This is a genomic window from Sphingobacterium paucimobilis HER1398, assembly GCF_000416985.1.
Classification (GTDB): Bacteria; Bacteroidota; Bacteroidia; order Sphingobacteriales; family Sphingobacteriaceae; genus Sphingobacterium; species Sphingobacterium paucimobilis.
The window spans coordinates 122,085-146,796 of the sequence record NZ_ATDL01000007.1 but is presented as its reverse complement, the minus strand read 5'-3'; the positions used below and the strand labels follow the sequence as shown (position 1 = coordinate 146,796).

Below are 24,712 nucleotides of genomic sequence, written 5' to 3'. Positions count from 1 at the left end.
TTTAATTCTTATCGTTTAAAATCGGTCAAGTAATAAATATCCTTTCCATTAAAGAAAGCTGCCATATCCGAATCAACAGTAATTTTTGTGGCATAAATAGAAGTCGGATCGTGTGCATAACTGGATTTTCCCAACACTTGTCCATCAGCATTCAAGGTGTATACCCAACCATCTATACAACTCGCTAATAATATACCATTACTGACCTTCAGGTCAGTTAATTGCCCAGGCAGTTTAACATACTTCAAGACCTTGCCACTGCCGTCCAAGTAGACTACATCCCCCATCTCCGTAGCAGTTGCCAGCTTCGTAGCGCCAGCTTCCAGATCCACGATAGCTATAGGCCGCCCCCCAACATTCGCCCGCCAGGTCTTAAACTTATTACCCTTAGGTACATTGACATAGAGCCACCCATCGCCCCTGCCAAATACAGCCTCTTTCATACCATCGCCGTCCAGATCTTTGACGACTACGGAATAATTCCACGGTGAAGCGGAGAACCGCTCCGAAGGCACTCCCTTGTGATTGGTCAACTGATGATAATAGTATTCCGCTCCTGCCGCAATATCGTCAAGACCATCTCCATCCATATCGCCTGCTGCTCCTACTGTCGCTCCGTGCGTAATAGGTGCCCTAAAGATTTGTTTGCCGGTTTGATGTGCAAAAGCGTAATAATGCCAGCCTTGTGATCCCGCAATGATAGCAGGTACACCAGTCTTATCAAGCTGAGCCGTAAACATCGTCGTGATAGTACCATATCGGTTGTGCCAAGAATTTATACTGTTTGTCCAGGCTATTGCTCCTTCTTCATCAATTAGATGCAAGGAAGCTTTACCAGCAGATCGGCTTTCAGGGAAAACAGCGACTGCCCATCGCGTTCCGGCTTCTGTGCGAATCGGTGTGATAGCCGTAATCTGCTTGGGGAAGGTATGTTCAGCAATGGTATTGCCCGACTCATCCAATACCATAAACGTACCGTCTGCTGTACCTATACCAACAAGTTTACCCTGTTGTGCCATTGCTGACACATGACTTTTCAATGTTTTAATTTTCTTTGCCTTTACTTCTGGGACGTCTACCGCTGCTACCTTCGCTAGGGAGGCCGAGCTACCTTTCTCAAAAGTGCTCTTTAATAACCCCAAATATTCCTCACCCAAACCTTCATTGTAGTCCAGTACAAAATCTTTTGGCGTATCGGAGGTCCATGTATAGCTGCCCATACGAATAGTTTTTGCACCTGCGGCTATTATACCTGCAGGCCCCATAAAGCATCGATCGGCATCGATCTCTATATTTCCTGATTTGTATTGTCCCATTACCGCTACATGATATTCTTTTCGAGCTGCTGCTGCAAATACATTTTTATCTATTTGCTGTACTTGAGGTGCTTGTGGGTTTTTACCTGCTTCTGCCATCATAAAATTGACATAGTAGAGTTTATCTCCCTTTTGATACTGTCCCTGTCTACGCTGTACGACCTGTCGGGTATTGACATCGAAGTTTTTCTTGTAGCCCGAGATATTCCCGTCCTTTCTACCATGTCCTGAATCAAAGAAACTCTTGGTAAACACATTCGCTCCACTTCCTTCAACAACAAAGAAGTTATACGGTATTCCATCGCTAGAAGGACGTTGCGTGAACTGTACTCCCTGATCTTTTGTACGCATATTACCAACGCTCCTCCAATAAATCTCTATACCGTAGTCTCCTGGTAAAAGAACATCCACTTCATCAATAACCCATAATCCCTTTTTAGCGAGATAATTGATATTACGCGTCCAATTGACGCCATTATATTCTTCCAATAATAATGACATCAACGACTGTGATTTATCTTTACTCTGCAATGCAGCTGTTACTTGTGAAGCCGCAGATTTATTCCTCACTTTAAAATTTCTGCTGAAATCAAAGTTTTTACCATCCCTATTCACCACCATCGAATTATGGTCATCTGGAAATTTCTTGATATAATCCCCCTCCCACAACCATAGTCTATCACCGACAATGTATTGACTGATACCATTGGCATCAAAGTGGCCATGGTTACGACCATCACCATTGATTCCCGTTACCGTAAGGAAGTCTGCTTTATCATCCCAACCACTTCTGAAGATAGCTTTGTCCAACAGTGGTGTCTTAAAATAATTCTTTATCTTATACTGTTCCTTCTTAAACTCGTTGAGCACAAAATAATGCATCCCATGTGTCTCTGGACTTGGTGGCGGAAGATTGATTTTGGTCTCGATTCCCTTTCCTGTTTTATTCCGTTCGATAAGTTCCAATAAATATTTGGCTTCGTTATCATCAAAAAGTTCAATAGCTTGCAAAAGGAATGGATGCGAACTGTAGTGCCCGATGGCAAAAGCATCTCCATAACCAGCCATATAGCCTAAATGGTTGTATTGAGCCTTCGCAAATTGTAAGTAACCTTGAAATAAAGGAGCTCTAAAAAAATCCATCTTATAACGTCCGCTCATCAATGCATAATCGACAAAGATTCGATAGACCAAATATTGGTAGCCAGCAGCATCCTCAGGCGAATAGGGATTAAGTGCTACTCCATCAAACCCATTGTCCGCAACTTCCTTCCAATAGCGTACTGGTTCGTAATTGTATCTCGACAACAAATATCTTGAGATAGAAAATACGGTCCGGGACGCAAAGCAAGAGTGGTTGGTAATATACCCTTGAAATCCATCTTGATAAAACTCCATGGGTTCTTTCATCTCCCAATAATCCATGGCCTCCTCGCCAATCCGGCGCATGAATTCAATAGCTTTCAATCTGTCAGCATCCGAAAAAGCTTTCGTATTCTCCATGTGATACATATAGGCCGGGAATACATGAAACTCAAAAGTAGGCGGAGTTTTCTGAGGTCCTACAAATTCATCGTAACGGTCCAAAATATAATTCATCATTTTGGAAAAAGTCTCCGCATAGCGCTCATCACCAGTCATTTTATATTTATATACGGCCTTTTCTAAATTATTTTGGATTGCTAGGTTATTTCTCCGAGAATCATCCTTTGCATAATGGTCTTCGAGTTCTTTTAGAAAATCTTTGCTATCTTTTTCTACGTTCTCACCAGCCCAGCCTTTACAAGCAATAAAATGCTTAATCTTATCTGGATTGGATGTTTTTTCAAGTAGTATCTGAATCGCTTGTTTGAAGTCTGCTTCGTCTATACCATTGATATATAAAACATCTTTTTGCCAAGAAAGTGCATTGGGAATAGTCCGCAATTCATAGCCTCGTTCATTCTTACCAAGTAATGTATTTGCCTCCAATTCACGAAGCGGCATATTATAATTAGGCTTTCCGAAAAGAATAAGGTGACGGTTACCCAGTCGAGCTTCTTCCCAATCAACAAGAGGTACATCGACTTTCCAGGCCTTGGAGAGTGCAGTACGCAACAATTCTCCCCAATGATTATTTTCAGCTTTATCAGCTTTTACAATCACCACATTACTAGCCTTCCCTTTGGTGGCTAGCGAGATAAATTCCGATGGGTGATAGGCTTTCATCGTTCCCGAAATAGGAGCTGTAGGGGTACGCTTTAGATTATAAGTGACTTTATCATATAAAAACTCGTCCAATTGTTGCGCATGGACAACCATACCGCTACTGCAGATTCCTATCAATAAAAACAAATAGACTGTCAATTTCATTTCTTTCATCCTAATCCCTATTTTATTATTTTTTCATTGTCTTTTTTAACCACTTCTTTCTCAAGCCCGTCTGTTCATTACTGTACCAATGCCCTGTCTCCTTGGCTATAAAAAGCTCTTTAGGAGCCGTTATGGAATTGTAAACCGCAAACATAGTCGTGGGAGGGGTGGTCTCGTCATTAAAACCCCAACTGTATAGTCCAGGAACTTTAATGTTTTTGGCAAAGTTTACGGCATCATAGTACTGCAAACTCTTCGTCGCTCTTTCTCTGTTACTATCATTAACATGACTCTTAAACAAGTGCGGCCAGCCACCTGCTCTATTGTGCAAATAACCTGGAAGGTCTGCTAATGCAGGTGCATAGGCCGATATATATTTAATTCTGCTGTCAAGAGCTGTCGTAACCAAAGACAATGCTCCGCCTTGACTACCTCCTACAGCAGCAATATTTTCTCCGTCAAACTGTGGCAACGTGTATATAAAATCTATAGCTCTAACACAGCCTAAATAGACACGTTTGAAATAATAGGTATCACGATTGTTCATACCATCAACCCGATACCGTTTGAATGTAGTATTAGCGAGCTTTTTATATTCTGCTGCATCCATATTTAGTGGAATTCCATGAATTCCAATCTGTAAGGTGATGAAACCACTTTGCGCCGTGTTCAGATCACCTTGTATTTTGTGTATACCTGCCCCTGGCGGGTTGAATATCGCTGGATATTTTCCTTCTGCTTTGGGGACACAAAGGATTCCATAAATCCTACTTCCTTCTTTATAGTTTTGGAAAGAAACTTCATATACGTTGACATCTTCTGTAGATCGCTCTGGCAATAGTGTCATCGTTGTTTCCAGGGGCAACTTTCTATTCTGTTCTATAGCATTGTTCCAAAATTGCATAAAGTCCACTGGCATTTCTACTGTCGGTTGTATACTGTAAGGATCGAATCCCGCTGTAATAACCTCTCTGTACTTGGTTCCCTCATACTCAGTGCTAACAGCAAACCGAAGAAATCCCGGCTGATCCATTGTACCCATATCTACGGCAAAAGTACCATCGGTCAATGACGTACTATCTTTTAGTAATGGAGACAACATTTCAGGCCCCGCCTCGTAATTGATTTTTATATTTCGAAGTACGTTACCGTTGTATTTTACTACTCCAGTCACTTTAACTGGCTCGCCTACTTTGTAAACCCAATCGGAATGGTCCAAGGAAAGTCCAAAAGTTAAAGCTTGTGGTTTCCGTTGTGAGTAAACAACAAGAGATAATAAGCAAAGTGCTAATAACAGTCCTACCTTTCCAATAGGTTTAAGTATAAGCCTAGATTTCATATGTATATAATTATCTTCGATGAGCTCGCAAGCTCGGTTTGTCTTTTATCTGTCATATGGTATATCCAAACTATATTCATTCGTGTTTGTGCAGCAGCTGCTACATGGATATTTCATATGTATTCAATTAATGATGATCAAACAGTTAGAGATAGTCTTCATCCGTGACGGATGAAGACTATCTATTCTATTTTGACTTTTCGAACAAATTAGCGTGCAGCATATTTAATTTTCACGTCACGAACCTCGATCGTTGAAGCATTTTTACTGCCAACACTGCCAGATACAGCATCACGAGACATAATCAGGAAAGAGTCCAACGGCTGATTACGTCTTACCGCATTCGCCTGGAAATCCGCACCTATTTTCTTGCCATCGATCCATAAATGATAACTTCTTTTAGGAACTTTATATGTTGTACCGTTAAGCGTATAGCTCTGCTCTCCCATGGTATTATTAGCGTAGATCTCTACTTCGTGCTTCTTACCTCTTGTAAATAGGTTAGTGTTACTATTTGCCCAAGTAATATCATCTTCCAACTCCGCTTGTTCACGTGTTTGGAATCTATATTTTTCTGCTGCTTTTTCACCAAAACCTTCACTAGACTGTAGTCTAAACGAAGCAAAAACCGCAGCATTAGGCGATGATCCTGTCTTATTGATTGGAAGCGTTGTCTTGCCATCTTTAAAGAACAAGGCTTCTTTACCTAACACGATATACCAATCTGATTTTTTGGCCTGGTGGTTTGGAGTAATAGTAAACGAAATTGCTGCCACCGGTGTTGCTTCTTTGATACCAAACAGAGAGAACTTGGCAGGAGATCCGTCTTCATTTGCCGCCCTAACCTTTACTGAAGCATTAGACCCCGATTGGTGAATAAAGGAGGGACTTCCCTTCGTCGATGTCACTATAGCTGATCCAGAGGATGGACTTGGTAAAAATGCTTCCGTAGCACCTGTCGAAACTAACGATAAGTTATCTCCACCAACAGAATCCTGACCTGCTGTCTTTTTCGTCATATCATAGCTCCATACCGTATTAGAACCAGTCCACTCGCCCCGCTGTGCATAAGAGTTAAGAGATACAGCACATAGAGCTGCTAAAAATAATGTTGCTTTGATTTTCATAATTACACGATTTATTATTGTCATTTTAAATATCTACTAATTCATATTGGGAACCCCTACCTACTTTACATCTATCCTCCAAAGATCCCCTTCTCGATAAAAATACATTTCGTTATCCGGTCCGGCCAAGAGACCTTTTATCGACTGATTAAGTTTTTCGACCGCCATTGTTTTTGGATTTAATCTAAAGAGTTGATGAGCAATAGAACCATAATACATGCCATCAGCGCCACAGAAAACTAAGTAATCCGGTCGCCAGACATGACTAGATCGGCCATCCGAAAGAATCTGAACACGAGATACAACGGAAAAACTGACTGGATCGACTTTAAAAAGATAACCATTCGCAAGTCCCCATATATACCCATCGTTACCATGAATCAGACAGGTAATTGATTTTGCACCTTTAACTGGTACCACTTCATGTATTTTCTTTTTCTGAACAATATCCCACACAAAAAGAACCGCTTCAGCAGCAAGAGGCTGCCCCCCTAGTCCACCCCATATAGAAGACCCTCCAAATACCTTTTTATTATCATACAGAAGAGTGATGATCGATTGGTCCTTGACGACATCCTTATAATAGGACATTTTATTACTATTCGACACATCGAATTCTACAAGCACCCCTCCATTCATACCATAGCCCGGTACTGTCCCGAAGAAAACCTTACCCATATCTGGAATACTTAAGGCTCCAAATGGTCTATCTTGCTCTGGGACCACACCAATCTGCTTAGGATTTTTACCCATGTGCCAAGGCTGTTTACTGTCGTAGCTATAAAACTTAGCTTTGGTATAGGTACCAAAATATATTTTATCACCATAGCTTGCTGCACTCTCAGTCTGATTCAACCCTTCGTATACCACCTTATTTCCTGTTTTAGGATCGTAAGACGCATTGGCTCCATTCAAGTAACCACCTGTCCAAATACTTTCAGCAGGTCCTTCGTGAAGTATACCGAGCAACTTTGGTTGTCCGACAATAGCCAATTCTTGTTTGTTCACCTCTTTCTTTTCTGTATCATAAATAATCACCTGTCCTTTGGCAGTCAACATAAACAAACGATTGCCGTAAGCTTTCGACACAATGACATTTGCAGACACATCCGTCACAAAAACAGGATCAAGGGACGAAGCATTGATGTTATCATAACGTAATAATCTGTTCGCTCCCTGGGTAAAATAAACTTCATCGCTTAATGGTGATTTGATGGCACCTTTGATATAAGGACCTTTAACCTGATGCTCAAAACGACCAGAAGCGATATTAAAAATCAATATATTATTGGAATTCTGTAGGGTAATAAAAATCCTGTCTCCTCCAGATACTCCCTCCACCAAGGCCATCGTATATACAAACTGTTCTCCACGGAATTCCTCTGGTAAAATATCTCGTTTAGCTCCTGTCGATAGATCAAGCTCTATTAAAGAAGCCCTTGCTCCGACTCCCGCGTATATTTTATTTGTTTTTTGGTGATAGACCATCGATCTGACGTAACTCTCTCCCTTCACTAAGGTTCCTTTACCCACATCCGTAAACCCATCTTTAGGATGATATCTAAAAACCTGGCAATTGGGGTAGGTTCCTCCATATATTTCACCATCTACTCCAGCTCTCAAATCATACATCACAGTCTGCTTTGGCAAGCATTGTCCAATACGCCTAACACTGTCGCTGCCTGGCGTATGGGCATACAGTATACCGCCCTGACCGCTAATGTACAGTGTACCATCCGTAGAGAAGGTAAGTGAAGGTGACCCATTATTCGAAGGCATAGCGATATCGGCAATCAGATTATTACTCTCCAACTCGTATCCCAATAAATGGGCTGGTTGGCCACGGACGACCGTATACAGGTACTTCTTTCCTTTTGTATCTTCATAAAAAGCTGATCCTTCAATCGTTTTGTCTAACAGTTGGGCACCAAGATTGGTATAGGTTATCTTCCTTCCGTCCGCTAAGGTCTGCTCTTGAAATTTGGGATAGGCAGCTTGCTGGGCAAATGCTATAAACCCTGTCAAAAACAGAAACCATATTATCCCTAATCTTATTTCAATTTTATTTTTCATTATGCCTTTCTATGCTATCTAACTTCCATCTTCCACAAATCGGAAGCACGGATAAAATAAAAATCACCGTCAGCCCCCAATGTTAAGTGCCCTCCAACCAGATTCAGTCTTTCCACCGCTGTAGTCTCTGGATTGAACCGAAACAAGTTACTTCCTACAGCTCCGTAGTACATATTATCTCTTGGTGATAAAATTAATTGATCAGGTCGCCAAACATGTGAGGCTCTATTATCACTCCAGATCTTCACTGTAGAGACGACTTCATAGCTTTTTGGGTCAATCTTAAAAAGATTTCCTTGCGCTATACCCCAGATATAACCATCATTACCTTTCAACAGACAGGAGATAAATCGCGCACCACTTACCGGCACTACCTCATGTAACTTGACTCCTTTCTCAATATCCCACACAAATAGCTTGGCCTCTGTGGCCACAGGATCGCTCCCCAATCCTCCCCAAATCGATGTACCACCGAAAAGAGTTCCTTCGTGCTCTAATAAAGATATGATGGACTGATCAGGAACAGGTTTATGGTTGGTCACCCGGTCATTATTTTTGACATCGATTTCAACTAATACTCCACCGTTGGCCCCATAGTTTGGTACAGTTCCGAAAAACACACGACCTTTCGTAGACACTTCCGTCCCAGCAAATGGTCGGTCTTGACCAGAAACAGTCGTAACTAATTTGGGGTTCTGGTTCATTTTCCAAGGCAACCGGCTATTGTACTTGTAGATACGTGCTTTGGTATAGGTACCAAAATACATATTATCTAGATACATTGCCGCACTTTCCGTCTGTGGCAATCCTATAAATGGGGTGGTTTTCTTTGTCTTAGTACTATATGCAGCATTATCTCCATATTGATAGCCAGACGTCCATATCGTATGACCAGGGCCGATATGCACATCGTTCAATTGCCGAGGCTGCCCCGGTATCTCCAGATTAGAAGGATTAGCAGTACTTCGGTCGATATCGTATCGCAACAACTGTCCGGTATTGGAGAACATGTGCAACACCTTACCAAAAAATACAGAAGAGCGTCCACTGCCCGATACCGGAGTTACCACGCGCTGGTCATAATTACCAGCAGCAAGGTTATCAAAAGCATATACGTTTGCTCCTTTGGTAAAGTAAACAATATCGGACGAAGGGGCCTTTACTATACTGGGTACCCATATCGCAGGCCCTTCAAATTCAAACTTGCCTGTACTGATATTATAGGCCAATGTAACATTACTATTCTGCAGTGTCATAAACAGCCTGTCCTCTCCTGCAACACCTTCAACAAGACTCATTTGGTACAAAAACTCTTGATCTTCAAAGTTGGCAGGAAGAATATTATTCTTGGTCCCCGTACCGAGGTCGAACTCAATGAGCTGAGCTCCAGTCCCCATTCCTGCAAAGATTTTATGGGAAGCTTCATGATATACCATAGATCGTACATAGTTCTTTCCTGTTGCCATGGCTCCCAAATCCTTAAAGCCTGTCTGAGGGTGATATTCAAATATCTTTCCATCGGGGTAAGTTCCTCCATAGATAATACCATTTTTCCCTTTATTCAGATCGTAAAGGGAGGTCTGCTTGTTCAGTGCAACTCCAAGATCGTCTATAGTACTGCTCCCCACTGTATGCGCATATAATCGTCCGCCACCAGTAAAGTACAGAATGCCATCCGTAGAAAACACCATGGAATTGGATGTGTTGCCTAGCGGTAACGCAATATCCGTTATCAACTTATCACCTGCACTCAAGTCATAACCGATCAAATGCGCTGGCTCTCCCGCCACAACGGCATAAAGATATTTATTGCCTTGATTGTTTTCGTAAAAGGCAGCGGTACTAATATCCGTATTGAATATCTGCGGTCCTAGATTACTAAATCTCAGTTGTGTTCCATCCGCCAACACTTTTGTTTCGCTCTCTACTACAGACTCCTCGACCAAAATAGATTCGATATCCCTCGAGCACCCAACAAGGACGAGCAGTACTATACCTATGTAAAAGTAAATCTTCTTCATCTGCTTATATGTGTTTTTATCCGACTTAATCAGGATTTTCTACTTTTATCTTTAACTGTCTAACCACCTGTTTATTTTCATTGATATTGGCATTGATACCAATAAAAGTCACAAGGTACTCCCCTGGCTCTTTAAAATTGTAGATATGACTTTTCATTTTAGGATCCTGGTTCCCTTTCAACGCAACCGGACGATCTGGCCCATTGTCTAATATATCTAAATCGAACGCTTTGGTCACAGTCCAAGTATCCGTTTCCGGGTCTGGATCAGAACTTCCCTTTTCTCTGGAATACCCCGCTAAAGTTATCGTTGTATTGGTCAGAGATGTGGCTGTTTTGAAATCTGCATTTTTTTCAATTATTCTGAAATCCGATGACACAGGATCACCGATTAGATGGCTTCCCCAATTGGATTGCCCTACCATTTGAAAACTTTGGATCAGCAACCTTCTTACAACTCCTGCTATTTCCTGCGCTTTATTTTTATACCGAAATGCTACATACAAAGGTTTCCCCTTTTCATAGAGTTTGGATATTTCGTAATCACCCGAAGGCAAATAGGCCGTTCCGCCCAATGTAAATTCGGAAGTGATATCGGTCCAAGAAGCATTCGTAATATTTTCATAGGTATAAGTATCATTAAAATCGGTGGAAACCAATACCTGGAAGTCTGGTACCTGTGCATTTTGTAGTTCAGGTCGCATACTTGTAAAATTCAATACGGTCTTATCCAAATTGACCACACGTTCGTCTTTATAGGCGTATTCACTATATAATTCGCCTGAATAAAACGCAATCATATCGGGATCGCCACTGAAATTAAAGACAACGTCTTCATCGACCTTGTAAACATCCTTCTCCGTCGTAACGTCAAAACTGTCCAATCCTGGCGAAAGCTCTATCTTTTTATCGCAGGAAATAATCAAGAAGCACAACAGACTCCCATATAGAATTAACTTTGCATTCATAACTTTATTTTTTTACCATCCTGGATTCTGTACCAATTCATTGTTGAGATTCAACTCCCGTGCTGGGATAGGCCATAGCTTATGCTTGTCTCTGGCATTTGCAAAATAGCTATAGAAATATCGATCCGTCATCCCACTTGTGTTTAAGAAATTCTTTACCTGCCGCATTTCAAATTCGAAGATCCCCCATCGTGTAAGATCCCACTTCCGTATCGTCTCAAAAGCCAGCTCGCGCATACGTTCGTCTTGTATTGTTTTTCTAAAGTCATCAAGTTCTGAAGCTTGTAATTCTACATCTGAAGCTGCATAAAAACGAGCATTTGCACGGGCACTCCCTTGTCTAGGGGTGATAACGAGCATATTACCACTATTATCTGCTGTATAGCCTTTCCCCATTTTAAATCCTGTAACCGGATCTCTTCCCAAGTCAAAACCGGCCAACTGACCTTTATTTACTCCTGTTGTATGTATACGTGCGGTAATAACAGCACCTGATCCTGTACCTGCTGGCATAGCGATTTTCGGTGGTGTCGTATAACCCGATCCTGGATTATTAATTCCAAAATTGCGTATCCCACCCACGTTGTACGAGCGTAAACGTACCTTCCGAATAGCATCTACAGCTTCTGCACTAGGTACTCCATTAGACAGCTCATTGCCTTGGTAAACGGTTTCATAGTCTGCCTCTGCGTACATCAGCAGGACGTCGGCATAACGCAGTAAAGGAAAATTTTGTGGCGTACGGGTTCGGTGCTTAGGCAGCAACGTTTCGTATTCTCTTCTAAATTTTCCCACATGTCTATAATTCCGATAAACTGCCGTAAAAGATGTAGAATAAGAAGTAGAGAAATCATGCTTACTGCCATCATAGGTAAAACTGGCAATAGTCCAATCTCTTCTAAGATCACCTGTAGAACTAGACTGAGATCCTCTTATACTCTGAGTAGTATACAGGTCATACAGCTTGGAAGTGACCCGCACCCCTCCAAAGCATTGTCCAATCACATCCGAAGTAGATATTGGTCCTGACATGTAACCAACCTGTCCTGTTTCGGAATAAGCATCAGAGCCATTGCCCATGAACTCCACCTCCCAAATACTCTCTTTTGGATCATAGATATCTTGTGCATAATTGATAAAGATCTGTTTGAAATCTGGGTTTAACTCATGCCTGAACTCAGGGTCATTCATGACTTTCAAAGCCCACGCTTTCGCTTCTGCGTACTTTGTCAAATCCCGAACTGGATATCCCGCCATATGCAGGCAGACACGTGCCAATATACCACGTACTGCGGACTTGCTAACACGGCCACCGTGTCCTATTTTTTGGATGCCGTCTACTAATCCCTCTGCTTCTGTCATATCTCGGATTATCTGCTCATACACCTCCTTGGCTGTTGCTCTAGGTTTGTCTATGTCTTCGACATCTTTGATAGGTTCTAGAGACAGAGGTACTCCTCCGTAGGTTTTTACTAACATAAAGTAATAGTAAGCTCTTAAAAAAAGAGCTTCTCCTCTTAGCTTGTCTCGAAATGCCTGTTCGATTTCCTTATTATGATCTACGTTGGCTAGAAAAATATTTGCCCGGCCTATGCCCGTATATAATTCTTTCCAAAAGTTGTACACACTGGAATGTCCCGAAGTAAAGTTGTTAGCGTGTGGACCAATGGCCACACCATCTCGGGAATAATAGCCTTCATCTGCTTCAAACCCCAACATATAATGCATCTGTCCGCCGTATAACATAGAAGCTTTCAACGTATTATATACCCCCCTTATACTCCCTTCCAAATGTTCTTCTGTATCATAATAATCCGTCACCGAAGGATAAAAATCCTTGGGTTGTTTGTCTAATATTTTATCGCAAGCACTAAAGCTCGAAATTGCGGCCAAGCCTATCAGATAATAAACTATTTTTCTCATAATATAGCTATTTACAAGGTTGCATTTAAACCAAAAGTCACCGTTCTTGGTTGTGGATAAGGTGAATAATCAAATCCTGGAGTAAGCACAGAATGGCGGGTCGACACTTCGGGATCCATCCCCGAATAGTTACTGAATGTCAACAAATTCTGTATAGCCATCCGTAAACTCAACTTATTAATATAAGCTTTCTTCGAAAACTGAGCAGGGATAGTATAGCTCAGGGATACCGTTTTCAGGCGTAAAAAAGAGCCATCTTCCAACGTTCTGTTCGACAGATATCCTGGAGGACCTCCTCCTGATGGTTTATATAACGTATTAGACCTATTTTCAGGAGTCCATCTATCATTGTATGATGCGTACTGATTGACATTGAAAAGCCCAGAATAGTTACCGTCGAATATCATCCTGTTTGCATTGAAAACATCATTGCCGTAAGACCATTGCAGAAAAACATGCAAATAAAATCCCTTATATGAAAAGTTATTGGCAAATCCACCTGCATGGATAGGCTGCCCACGCCCAATAATGGACATATCCTTATCGTCAATTCTACCATCACCATTTAAATCCTTAAATCGTATATATCCCGGTTGAATACTTGAGCGACTACCTTCGCCATACTCTGGCAGATCCGACTTTAATGTATACTTACCAGTAGACGAAATATTAAAGTCTTCAACTTGATAGATACCATCAAATATATATCCATAGAACATACCTGCAGGATAACCAACCCTAGACACGTACAATGCCGACGTGTTTCCACCTACAACCATATTACTGAACATACTATGTTGATTGCGAGTCAGTTTTATTATTTTATTGTTGTTGAATCCAATATTAAAACTAGATCTCCAGGAGAACTTGCCATTATTGATATTTGTCGTATTTAATGTAACCTCAAATCCGTTATTTTGGAGGGACCCAATGTTTTTAAACACCCGCTCAAACCCAGACGATATCGGCATATCTGCATTTAGCAAGAGATCCTTTGTTGTCTTTTGGTAATAATCCAAGGTTAGGCTCACTCGTTTGTTCAAAAAGCTTAAATCATACCCAATATTCAATTGCTCTGTAGTCTCCCATCTTAACTCATCATTCCCCATTTTGGAGACGTAGACACCTCCAGGAGGGAGCTTATTACCAAATGAATATGTATTTGACAAAGCCGTATTCACCGTTCCATAAGTGTCATAGTTACCTATTCTATTATTACCAGTAGCTCCATAACTCACCCTTAATTTAGCCTCGGAAATAAGCTCGCTGTATTTTAAAAATTCTTCTCTCTTCATATTCCATGCTGCGGCAAATGAAGGAAAATAACTGAACCGATTGCCTTTAGCAAATTTGGAAGAACCATCTGCCCGATACGTCATCGTTAGCAAATAGCGAGATTTGAAGTCGTAGTTCAAGCGGCCAAAACCCGATACCATGCCAAACTCTCCCGCACTGGCAGAGGACGTGTACGGAATCCCAAGCTCTAAACCTTGCATAATCAAAGTTTCGTCGGTAATTCCCATCGTACCAAACCCCTTATTTATACTGCTCCCTTCTTGAACAGAGAAGCCACCCATCACTTCTAGATTATGCGCCTTAGCAAATGTTCTTTTATAAGTCAATGTATTTTCGTTAGACCAAACATTGCTTTGTGAATACCCCATAATACCATGCACACCACGTGCTAGGAATCTATTTCTTGGACTGCCATGTGGAGTCTCCGAGTTATAAAACGTCTGATTTTCTGATCGTACACTGTTTAGGGAAAATACGGACTTCCACTTCAATTTATTATTGATATCGTACTCTAGATTGACATTTGGTGTAAAGTAGTAATTCAATCTGTGCGTATAATCATTCTTTGCGGTGATGATTGGATTTAAACGAAGATCGGACTCATTTTCGTACTCGTCATCAAACCCGGCATCAATCAGGTCATAATTAATCCTTCCGGTGACCGGACGGTATGCCCAAGTTCTATAGAGCGCAAAAGCAGTATAATTGGAAGCTCCTCCAGCATTCACAATCTGCCCCGTACGTTCGTTTTCACTATAGTTGACATTAAGTCCTATTCTGAATTTTTTATTAAACTCATGATCAAGTGTCAACCGTGCCTGATACCTGTTGGAGCCTGTATTGATAATAATACCTTGTTGATCAAAAATAGATCCCGAGAAGGAATACCTCGTCGTCTTAGTACCTCCACGGAGAGATAATGTATGGTTCTGATTTAGTGACTTTCTAAAAAGTAGGTTCTGCCAATCGATACCTTTTAAATTTCTATAATCTTCCAAGGTTCTTCCATTAGGATCATAGTTTTCATTGGAGGGATCCAGGTCTGCAGTTGTATATATATCTTTCGCTCGGCTAGGCGATATCTCCATCTGTAGGTTTACAAATTCCCAAGGTGTCATCATTTTCATCGTCTTGGCCACTTGCTGAAAGCCCAAAGAAGAATTCAGTGATATTATTGGTTTTCCTACCTTTCCCTTTTTTGTCTGTATAATAATAACGCCATTCGCACCCCTAGCCCCGTAAATAGCCGTAGCCGAAGCATCTTTTAATATTGTCAATGATTCGATTTCTTCGGGGTTAACAGCAGCATTATCAGGGTCTTCGATTGGAAATCCATCAATAACATATAATGGTGCATTACTTTGAGTCAGAGAGTTAGCCCCACGAATAACAATATTCATTCCTGCTCCTGGCTGTCCATCACTGGAAGATACCTGAACACCTGCAACTCTTCCAGCTAAGGCCTCGTCAAAGGATCCGACTGGTGCTTCCATAAGGTCTTTCATATCAACCTGACTTACTGATCCCGTCAGATCATCTTTCTTCACGGTACCATACCCAATGACAACGACATCTTCCAATGCTCGTTCCGCTAATACCATTGTCACGTTCTTTACTCCCGAGACAGATACTTTATGTTCCTGTGGAGCTGAACCAATATGACTGAATACCAATATGGAATTTACAGGAATTCCCTGGAGCTTATAGTTTCCTTTAGCGTCAGTTGCTGTTTTTTTATTTTGTCCTTTTACTTGTATGCTGACCCCCTCTAGAGGCCCTCCTTTATCATCCACTACCTTACCAGTGACAACCACAGTTTGTTGATAGACATACATGTCATGAGCAGAAAGATTCGTCGTCGTTGGCACCAAACAACATAATGCCATCAAGACCTTCCAAAAAACAGGTTCTAACCAACTTATATTATGAGTCTGCAAAACACTTTTCATTTTCATACTTTTTCGGTTATAATTTCTTTTAAAAAGTTGCATTCAGTCCGAAAGAAACGGTCCTAAATTGTGGATATGCTCCATAATCAAATCCTTGCGTCAAAATAGAATGACCGACAGACACTTCGGGATCCATCCCTTTATACTTTGTAAAAGTCAATAGATTCTGTGCACTGCAAGACAATCTCAAATCCTTTACAGACTTGACTTTAAGCCATTTTTTAGGTAGGGTATACCCCAATGAAACAGTCTTCAAGCGCAGATATGAACCATCTTCTAATGTACGATCGGAAAGCATTCCAGCCTCGCCCTGGCCTCCAGTTCTAAACAATGTTTGAGACCTGTTCTCCGGGGTCCATCGCTCTTGGTAACTGGCATACTGATTCAAACCGGTCTGCTGTAAATAGTTCCCTTCAAATGCCATACGATTACCATTAAATACTTTATTGCCGTATGACCATTGAAAAAAGATATTTAGATCGAAAGATTTGTAATTTACGCTATTATTAAAACCTCCAAAATACTTCGGCATACTGCTTCCCAATGTCACCTGATCCTCTTCATCTATAAATCCGTCACTATTCTGGTCAACATACCTGATATCTCCAGGCTGTATATTCGCTCTAAAAGACCCATTTCCACTGATATCGGATTTGAGTGTGTAAACGCCATTATTTTCGTCAAAATCTTCAACCTGATATACGCCATCAAACTGATAACCATAGAACATAGCCAAAGCTTTTCCTGGAACAACAGTATAAAGTGGTGAGTCACTAATGAACATACTGCTCATGGTAGGAGATCGGTCATGCACGGACAATACTCTATTTCGATTGAAACTAATGTTAAAATGACTACGCCATTTTAAATTCGGACGATTTATATTTACGGAAGTTAAGCCTATTTCGATTCCCCTATTCTCTATTCGAGCAGCGCTATAGAACCTAGAATCTGCACTGTTCACCTTATCGTAGTAGTCTAGATTTACGATCAATCTATCGCCCCAAAGCCCCAGGTCATAACCTATATCTAATTGATCTACGGCTTCCCAAAGAGTGCCCTCTGGTGCTATGATATTCGTTGCAAAAACTGGAGTCAAAGAATTCATCATACGGATTCCCGAACGACCATAACTGGCTCTTAGCTTGGAAGAAGAAATGGTTTTTGAATTTCTCAGAAAATCTTCATTTTTCATATCCCAGGACAGGGCAATAGCTGGCGAATAGACAAACTTATTGCCAATCACTTCATCACCTCGCAACACCCCACTTAAAAAGTATTTGTAGCGAAAATTATATCCCCCTCTGAGATAAAAGGAAGAATAACGATCATCCCATTTTTTGGATAGCGTGTATACCGGAAGTCCTTCATCAAAGCCATGTTCTCCAATACCCTCATTGGGCAAATGGGTCACATCAAATGCATAAGCTTCTGTTACTCCTTTATTGTATGAATACCCTCCTTGTACATCAAGTGTATGGTCCCTTTTAAACACTTCATTGTAAGACAGCATAAAGTCTAATGTACTTTGACGCGTCTTGCTATAATACGAAGTACCATTCACACCATTAGCTCCCGAGCCCGACGGTGTTTTTGTGTTGTAAAAACCGGTTCCATCAACCATATCAGAAAGAAAGGATCCTTGTGCCTTAGCTTTTAGATTAGGAAGAATGTCGAAATCAAGATAGATATGACTTAACAAATTGGAATTCGCTCGCTTTTTCTGTTCATTTTCTAAAGAAACAACCGGATTATATTTTATCTGTGGTGCTTTATTATAATCTGGGTCTAAGAAAGGTGTCAGGATATCAATGTTATTATCTCCTGAAACAGGTCGTGCTCCCCACATTCTATAAAGTGAGTAGGTTGATAAGTCTACAGCTTCCTCAAAATTCAGTAATTGCCCATTTCTAGGCCTTTTACCATAATTTATTCCAAATCCCGAATTAATGAATCGGCCTATACGTTGGGTCAGGTTTACACGTCCTTGGTAAGTCTTTGCTCCCGAATTCATCAGCACACCCTTTTGATCACTAAAAGATGTCGAACTCACAAACTTAGTATTGGCATCTCCCCCTGACAAAGACAAACTATAGCGTTGTATAAGTGCATTACGGAACACTTCATCTTGCCAATCAATACCGTCGATATCTTTATAGTTCATCAAAACCCTTCCTTGGGAATCGTAACCCACAGACCCGGGTATAAGGTCAGCAGGTGTATACATCGGTTTTGTATGTTCTGGATCAAGTTCTATCTGGTAACGTACAAACTCATAGGGCGACATCATATCCATTTGTTTTGCAATATTTTGGAAGCCCAAAAAACTGTTGAACTTTATACTGGATTTGCCTGCAAAGCCTTTGTTAGTTTCTATCAAGATCACTCCATTACCGCCTCTAGATCCGTACAAAGCAAGCTGTGATGCATCTTTTAATACTGTTAGGTTAGCAATATCATCTGTATTAAGCACTAAATTATGGTGATTTTCTACAGGTATCCCGTCTACAACCAACAATGGTTGCGTGTGTTGCACAGAGTTTTCACCACGGACAACATAGGCTAAAGGATCACCTGGCTGACCTTGTGGCGCAATAACACGTAGTCCTGCTACTCTTCCTGCCAAGGCTTCATCAAATCGCGTTACCGGAGCCAATTTCAATGATTCCATATCCATGTAACCTAAGGCTCCTGTGGTATTACGCTTTGCCACATTGTAGTAGTTGAGATTTACAACCTCATTCAAAGCGGTCTTCTTTGCTGCAAGTGTCAGATTAATTATTGTTTTGGACCCCACACCGACTTCTTTACTATCAAAAGCAACATGTGAAAATCTTAATTTGGAAGTCGAAGAGGCTACTTCAATACTATACTGACCATTCTTATCCGTATAGGTTTTGTTGCTTCCATCCACATCTTCAACAAGAACACCGTGAATCGGTGCCTTCCTAACATCAGAGACTCTTCCTACAACATGAGATTGTTGAACCACGCCAGCAGCAAACGAACTGTTGACAATGAGTCCAATAAAACATATTGTTATCAATGCATGCAAGTTTAATCTTAAATTGTAAATTGAATTCATTGTTTATAAAAGTTTCATTCATTAAAAATCTTCATATTGCACACCTAAGATTTCAATCATAATGTAAGCCTTAGGAAACATTTTCAAACATAAAACGTTAACGTACCCGATTCAACATTAACTCTCAACTGTTTTAAGCAATTCTAACATCGATTTGACAAATCCAAGCAAATCGTTAACGTACCCGAAATAATAGTTAAAAATACTTTCCTATCAGATTTATGCAACGACTGAGCAGACAGTATTAATCTGACCAAGCGCGCAAAAAAACGAACAAACAACATTGTTATCTGAACAGCTTACATACTTTTGCTTGACATGGAAATTAATCATAATAAAGTAAATCTAAACGTATTGGTTAACTAAATTCCCGTGGGATATAAGGCTAAGATAGAAATCTTTTTTCATTAAACTAATTTTTCATCTACTTTTTTTAAAAAAAATTCAATCGTTTGCGTAACAGTGTACTCCGATCGTTTTTGAATACCTCATAAATTTTGTTTTCATAAGGTATGCACCATAAATATGCTGTTCCATTAAGCAGACTAGCCTACAATAAAAAAACCGCTGATGAAATTAATCATCAACGGCTTATACACACTAACTATTAAAAATAATCTATTGCCTAATTTCCAAAAAGCTTTACTAAATAAGCTACGAGTTCCTCGCCACGCAAGTTCTTCGCAACAATCTTACCATCAGGTCCGATTAGAAATGTCGTTGGCAACGTAGTTACTGCAAATTGGCTTACTGCAATCGCATCCTCACCTGATTTGTCGTGCATCTGTAACCAAGGCAATTGCTGATTCTTTAACGCATTCTTCCAAGCGGCTTCACTTTTATCGGTTGAAATACTCAGAATCTCAAAAGGAGCTTTGCCTTTATACTTAGCATACACTTCTTTCAACGTCTTGAATTCTTCAATACAAGGGCCGCACCATGATGCCCAAAAGTCCAACAATACATAATTACCGCGTAACGAAGCGAAGTTCAACTGCTCTCCTTTTTCATTTGCCAACGCAAAATCCTTGACGATAGCGCCTTCTTTAGAAAGTAAGGCTCCTTTAATTTGGTTGCCTGCTGACTTTCCAAAATAGGTTTGTTTCACTTCCGCCGAAAGCCCTTCATACGATTTTAACGCATCTTCTGGTGTCATCACTTTACCATAACGCTCTAACAAAAATGCTGAGCCGAAGACATTTGCATTTTTAGATACGATATCGGCTATAATAGCCGCATTGTTCCCTCCTTGTTCCTGTGTCTGTGCAAAATACTGATTCAACACATCATGCGATTTAGAGCCAGACACCTTCGACGTGTAGAATGACTCTAGATCACCTTCTACCACAACCGTCCCAGGCTCATCCACTAAAACCCCAAAAGGCGCATAGCCACCGTGTTTCTTAGATTCAGCCTCTGACGCCAACATATGTCTGGTTGGAACGGTAAATGGAAGTTCGATACGCCAAGCCCCATTTTCAACAACTGTCGTATCGTTATCTCCTGTGATATTATTGTATAAATACACTTTCGTACTATTGTACTTTGGGTCGACTTTCCCAACCAAGACTACTTTATCCGAAGTCTGTGCCTGTACACTGAAAAACGAAAGTACCGATAAGGTGAATACACCTACAATTGATCTTAACTTTATCATAGTATACTAGTTTAAAAGTTCTGCTAATTTCTCATGCAATTGCTCACCTCTCAAATCTTTAGCAACAATTTTCCCTGTTGGGTCGATCAAGTAGTTCTGTGGCACACCACGTACACCGTACATTTTAGCAACCTCATTATTCCAAAACTTCAAGTCACTCACATTTGTCCAAGTCAACTTATCGTCTTCTATAGCTTTCAACCAATTTGCTTTCTTACCCGGCTGATCTAAAGAAACTCCTAGAACTGTGAAGTTTTTGTCTTTGAATTTTTCAAATGCAGCTACCACGTTCGGGTTCTCCGCACGGCAAGGTCCACACCATGAAGCCCAAAAATCCAACAGCACATATTTACCTCGGAAATCGGATAATTTCACAGGATTATCATTCACATCGTTCTGTGTGAAATCAGGTGCCATCACACCTACTGCTGTAGTTTTTGCCGCATGAATCTGCTTTGCAAACTCCAATCCAACCTCTGATTCGCGTATTGATGTTGCCAAAGCATTATAAGCCGGCTCCATTTCCAACACCGTCTTTCCTGCCTGCAATTGATCTTGTATAGCGATCAAGCTAAAATAAGAAGATGGGTTTTTAGCGATATAATCTTCTTGCAATTCACGTTTCTTGTTTGCAAAAACCATGTACTGATCACGAAGAGGTGTCGCAAATGATTCGTCCTGGCGCTGCTCTGGTGTAGCGCTACTGTATTTCATATTGATATCCTTGATTCCATCCTCAGACTCTTTCAGCATATTTTGATATGCTGTATAAGCCGTCTGCAATGCAGAACCTTTGATAACAGCCGTTTTCAAAGAATCTTTTGCTTGGATGACAGTCTTGCCCTTGTCTACATAGAAACCTACCATATCCGTATTATAGCTCACACGGTTCCAACCCTTATTTTCTTGATCGTAGATCATGTATACCATCGTAGGGCCATTAGCCTCCCCTTTAAAAGAAAACTTACCCTTTACTACCGCTACTGAATCCAACACTTCACTGCTTGGCGTACGGATGGACATAAATACCTTACCTTCTTTTTGAGGGGACTGTATTTTTCCTTCAATACTGAAACTTGACTTTTGTGCCATCGCTGCACCTGGTAGTGCCAACAACAACATCATTTTTAAAACTCTCATCTATCTATTAATTTTAACGTATTAGCATATATCAAGATCGGCAGGTCAATGTACCTGCCGATCTTATCATTTATTGAAAGCTATCGGCAGTTTCTCTAAATTTATTTCCTGCTGCCTGAATGTCCCAGTTGTATTTCTCTTTAAAATAAGTAACAAAAAGTTCATACTTTGCTTTGCGCATAGGATTTCCATCTAAATACCAAGCATTGATATTTTCTGATGATTCAGTAAGAATCAGCTGTAACCATCCTTTATACTCTGCTTTAAAAGAAAATGAAGAATAATGATCCAGATAACCACCTTCATCCGCCAAAGTTTGCCAATCTCTATTTCTCTTTTCTATGTCATAATCAATAAAATACTGATCTCTAATCTTTGTGAAAGCGACACCGCCGTCATAAGGCTTACCTAATTCTTCAAAACCATCAATTTCATCCAAAAGTCTTTGTGAAATCAGTTCTGTAAGCTTATCCCACACCCCCCAGGTCAGACTTTCGTCTGCATAATACAACATCTCCGGATCCACTATTGGTAATTCAGAGACGGCATTAGGCCAAGTTATCACTAAACGGTTACGCCCTATAGTAGTAAATTTGGGTGGGTAATAGGGATTTCCATAAGTTTTCACAAAGAACACCTCATTGGGCATTAGTTCATTAGAGAACTTTTTATTCACATTAGATAAAAGGGTATTCAAATAGATGTAAGCACTCTCACGCATACCAGCATCAACTTTTTCTACCGGATAACGGGAGCTGTTCACATCCTCCCCTAAATAAGAATTGTAGACTTCTTTTGAGTCTTTAAACTCCATTCTAGCCCAGACTCCATATTCTTTAAACATGCTTTTCTCTAATGGATGAGCATCGAGAGCTGGGCTGAATAATTCTTCTACTCCTACATGCTCAGAGGGGATTGGCGTTTCTTCTTTGGTACATCCTATTAGCTGCATTATTGCTACTGTACACAATAAACTATATAAGTATTTCTTTGCTTTCATTTTATCTTGGATTTATTGGCATTTCAGGACTATTCTCTGTTTCCGAGGGTGGAATTTGCAAAATATACCTAGGATCATTCTTTTCCAAAGTATACACCTGTGCATCTCTATATGCGTGTTGAATCTGTGGTTTTCCTAAGCGACGAAGGTCCATAAAACGATGTCCTCCATCGAAGGCCAGCTCTAAACGTCGTTCTTCCAATATACGATCTAGCAAATCCTTGTTTTCAGTGTAATCCTCGACCTTTAATTGGACGATATGATCCTTGCGCATTCTGCTCCTCAACAGCGTATTAACATCTGCTATAGCTAAGTCCTTTTTCCCTAAACGTACATTTGCTTCCGCGCGGATTAAATAAGCTTCCGAGGCCTTAAAACCTACATAGTACCACAACAAATCTTGCGAAGCAAACATTTTATAAACAGTCCTTCCGACCTTCACTCCTTGTTGTGTACCCTGATCTTCAAAAGAATCATAAATCAATTGACGATAATCGGTCATTTCTCCGTAGCGTTTTGTTAGATTCAATAGTTCTTCTGTGGGCTTAAGAGGTCCTGTAGAAAAATAATAAATGTTTGTATTAGCTTTTCCTCCGGTAAAGAACATTAATTCTTTATTAACTTGCGTATCAATAAAGCCAAATTGGTAATTCAAGACTTTCCCTACTCCTTCTCCTATACGTTCTTCTAATCCACTCAAATCGGCCAATGGATAGTTTCCTATTACTTGTCCAGCAAACTTAGTAGCATCTTCATTATTGCCCATCATCAGCGCAACCCGAGCACGAAACAATTGCAAGGTATTATGCGAAAAACGGTAACGATCGGTAATACGTTTCCCTAATAATAGTCGGCTTCCCTCATCTATATCCACAACAATCTGATTCCACACGGCTTCTATCGTTGCTCTCGTATTATTTGATGATGTCTCTGTTACATCACTGGCATCAAGAGACAGAGGTACTCCTGGTAATTTTAAATTTTCAGGACTGTAAACATCTGCATAAAGGTTAACTAAATAAAAATAAGCGTATGCACGTAAAGCGTAAGCTTCTCCCTTTACTTGCTCATAAAGAGCTTTTTCGCCTTCTTTAACACTATATTCATCCAAGTAACTCAACACGGTGTTTGCATAATAAATACTTTTATATAACTGCCCCCAATAAGGGTCTGACAAAACACCAGGTTGCAACATCGATGGAGCAAAAGTATACCATAGCACCTGATCTCTCGCAGGATAATTATCTGCTTCTAAATTCACATACACGTTATCGGTAAGCATTTCTGTGTTGACAAAGAAGTCAGACCGTGGGTAGCCGCCCAACAAAACCGCTTCGAAATCCTCCAATGTTTTTGGAATCATGCTATGTACGGGCTTGATATCTAACATATCCTTACATCCATTTAAGGTCAACAACCCTACACAAAGCAAACTATATTTTAAAATTTTTTTCATTATTCTTCGAG

13 protein-coding genes are annotated in these 24,712 nt (G+C 40.5%); all 13 read right to left on the bottom strand.

Features of this window, described 5'->3' with window-relative positions:
* Positions 1-8: 8 nt before the first annotated feature.
* The gene (locus M472_RS29395) at positions 9-3,677 is read right to left on the bottom strand and encodes an FG-GAP repeat protein (protein WP_144062659.1); all 3,669 of its coding nucleotides are present in this window, start codon (positions 3,675-3,677) and stop codon (positions 9-11) included.
* A 16-nt stretch (positions 3,678-3,693) separates the two neighbouring features.
* Positions 3,694-5,007: an acetylxylan esterase gene (locus tag M472_RS29390; RefSeq protein ID WP_021069450.1), complete on the bottom strand. Its 1,314-nt coding sequence runs from the start codon at positions 5,005-5,007 to the stop codon at positions 3,694-3,696.
* Positions 5,008-5,216: 209 nt separating this feature from the next.
* On the bottom strand, positions 5,217-6,134 hold the full coding sequence (locus M472_RS29385) for a hypothetical protein (RefSeq protein ID WP_021069449.1): 918 nt from the start codon (positions 6,132-6,134) through the stop codon (positions 5,217-5,219).
* A 60-nt stretch (positions 6,135-6,194) separates the two neighbouring features.
* Positions 6,195-8,207, bottom strand: a complete 2,013-nt coding sequence (locus tag M472_RS29380) for an NHL repeat-containing protein (protein ID WP_021069448.1) — start codon at positions 8,205-8,207, stop codon at positions 6,195-6,197.
* A gap of 14 nt (positions 8,208-8,221) precedes the next feature.
* Complete coding sequence (locus M472_RS29375) at positions 8,222-10,228, bottom strand: DUF5074 domain-containing protein (RefSeq protein WP_021069447.1); 2,007 nt, start codon at positions 10,226-10,228, stop codon at positions 8,222-8,224.
* Between the two features lie 25 nt (positions 10,229-10,253).
* Positions 10,254-11,195: a DUF5017 domain-containing protein gene (locus M472_RS29370; protein ID WP_021069446.1), complete on the bottom strand. Its 942-nt coding sequence runs from the start codon at positions 11,193-11,195 to the stop codon at positions 10,254-10,256.
* 12 nt (positions 11,196-11,207) lie between these two features.
* Positions 11,208-13,118 carry a RagB/SusD family nutrient uptake outer membrane protein gene (locus M472_RS29365; protein WP_021069445.1) on the bottom strand — a complete coding sequence of 637 codons (1,911 nt, stop codon included), beginning with the start codon at positions 13,116-13,118 and terminating at the stop codon, positions 11,208-11,210.
* Positions 13,119-13,129: 11 nt separating this feature from the next.
* A complete protein-coding gene (locus M472_RS29360) occupies positions 13,130-16,369 on the bottom strand; it encodes a SusC/RagA family TonB-linked outer membrane protein (RefSeq protein WP_031301474.1) in 3,240 nt (1,079 codons plus the stop codon).
* 22 nt (positions 16,370-16,391) lie between these two features.
* On the bottom strand, positions 16,392-19,409 hold the full coding sequence (locus tag M472_RS29355) for a SusC/RagA family TonB-linked outer membrane protein (protein WP_158499881.1): 3,018 nt from the start codon (positions 19,407-19,409) through the stop codon (positions 16,392-16,394).
* Positions 19,410-20,073: 664 nt separating this feature from the next.
* Positions 20,074-21,105 carry a TlpA disulfide reductase family protein gene (locus M472_RS29350; protein WP_021069442.1) on the bottom strand — a complete coding sequence of 344 codons (1,032 nt, stop codon included), beginning with the start codon at positions 21,103-21,105 and terminating at the stop codon, positions 20,074-20,076.
* Between the two features lie 6 nt (positions 21,106-21,111).
* Positions 21,112-22,245, bottom strand: a complete 1,134-nt coding sequence (locus tag M472_RS29345) for a TlpA disulfide reductase family protein (protein ID WP_022829288.1) — start codon at positions 22,243-22,245, stop codon at positions 21,112-21,114.
* A gap of 70 nt (positions 22,246-22,315) precedes the next feature.
* Entirely contained in the window at positions 22,316-23,197 is an 882-nt protein-coding gene (locus M472_RS29340; protein WP_021069440.1) for a hypothetical protein, read from the bottom strand.
* Between the two features lie 49 nt (positions 23,198-23,246).
* The gene (locus M472_RS29335; protein WP_021069439.1) at positions 23,247-24,701 is read right to left on the bottom strand and encodes a RagB/SusD family nutrient uptake outer membrane protein; all 1,455 of its coding nucleotides are present in this window, start codon (positions 24,699-24,701) and stop codon (positions 23,247-23,249) included.
* Positions 24,702-24,712 lie beyond the last annotated feature (11 nt).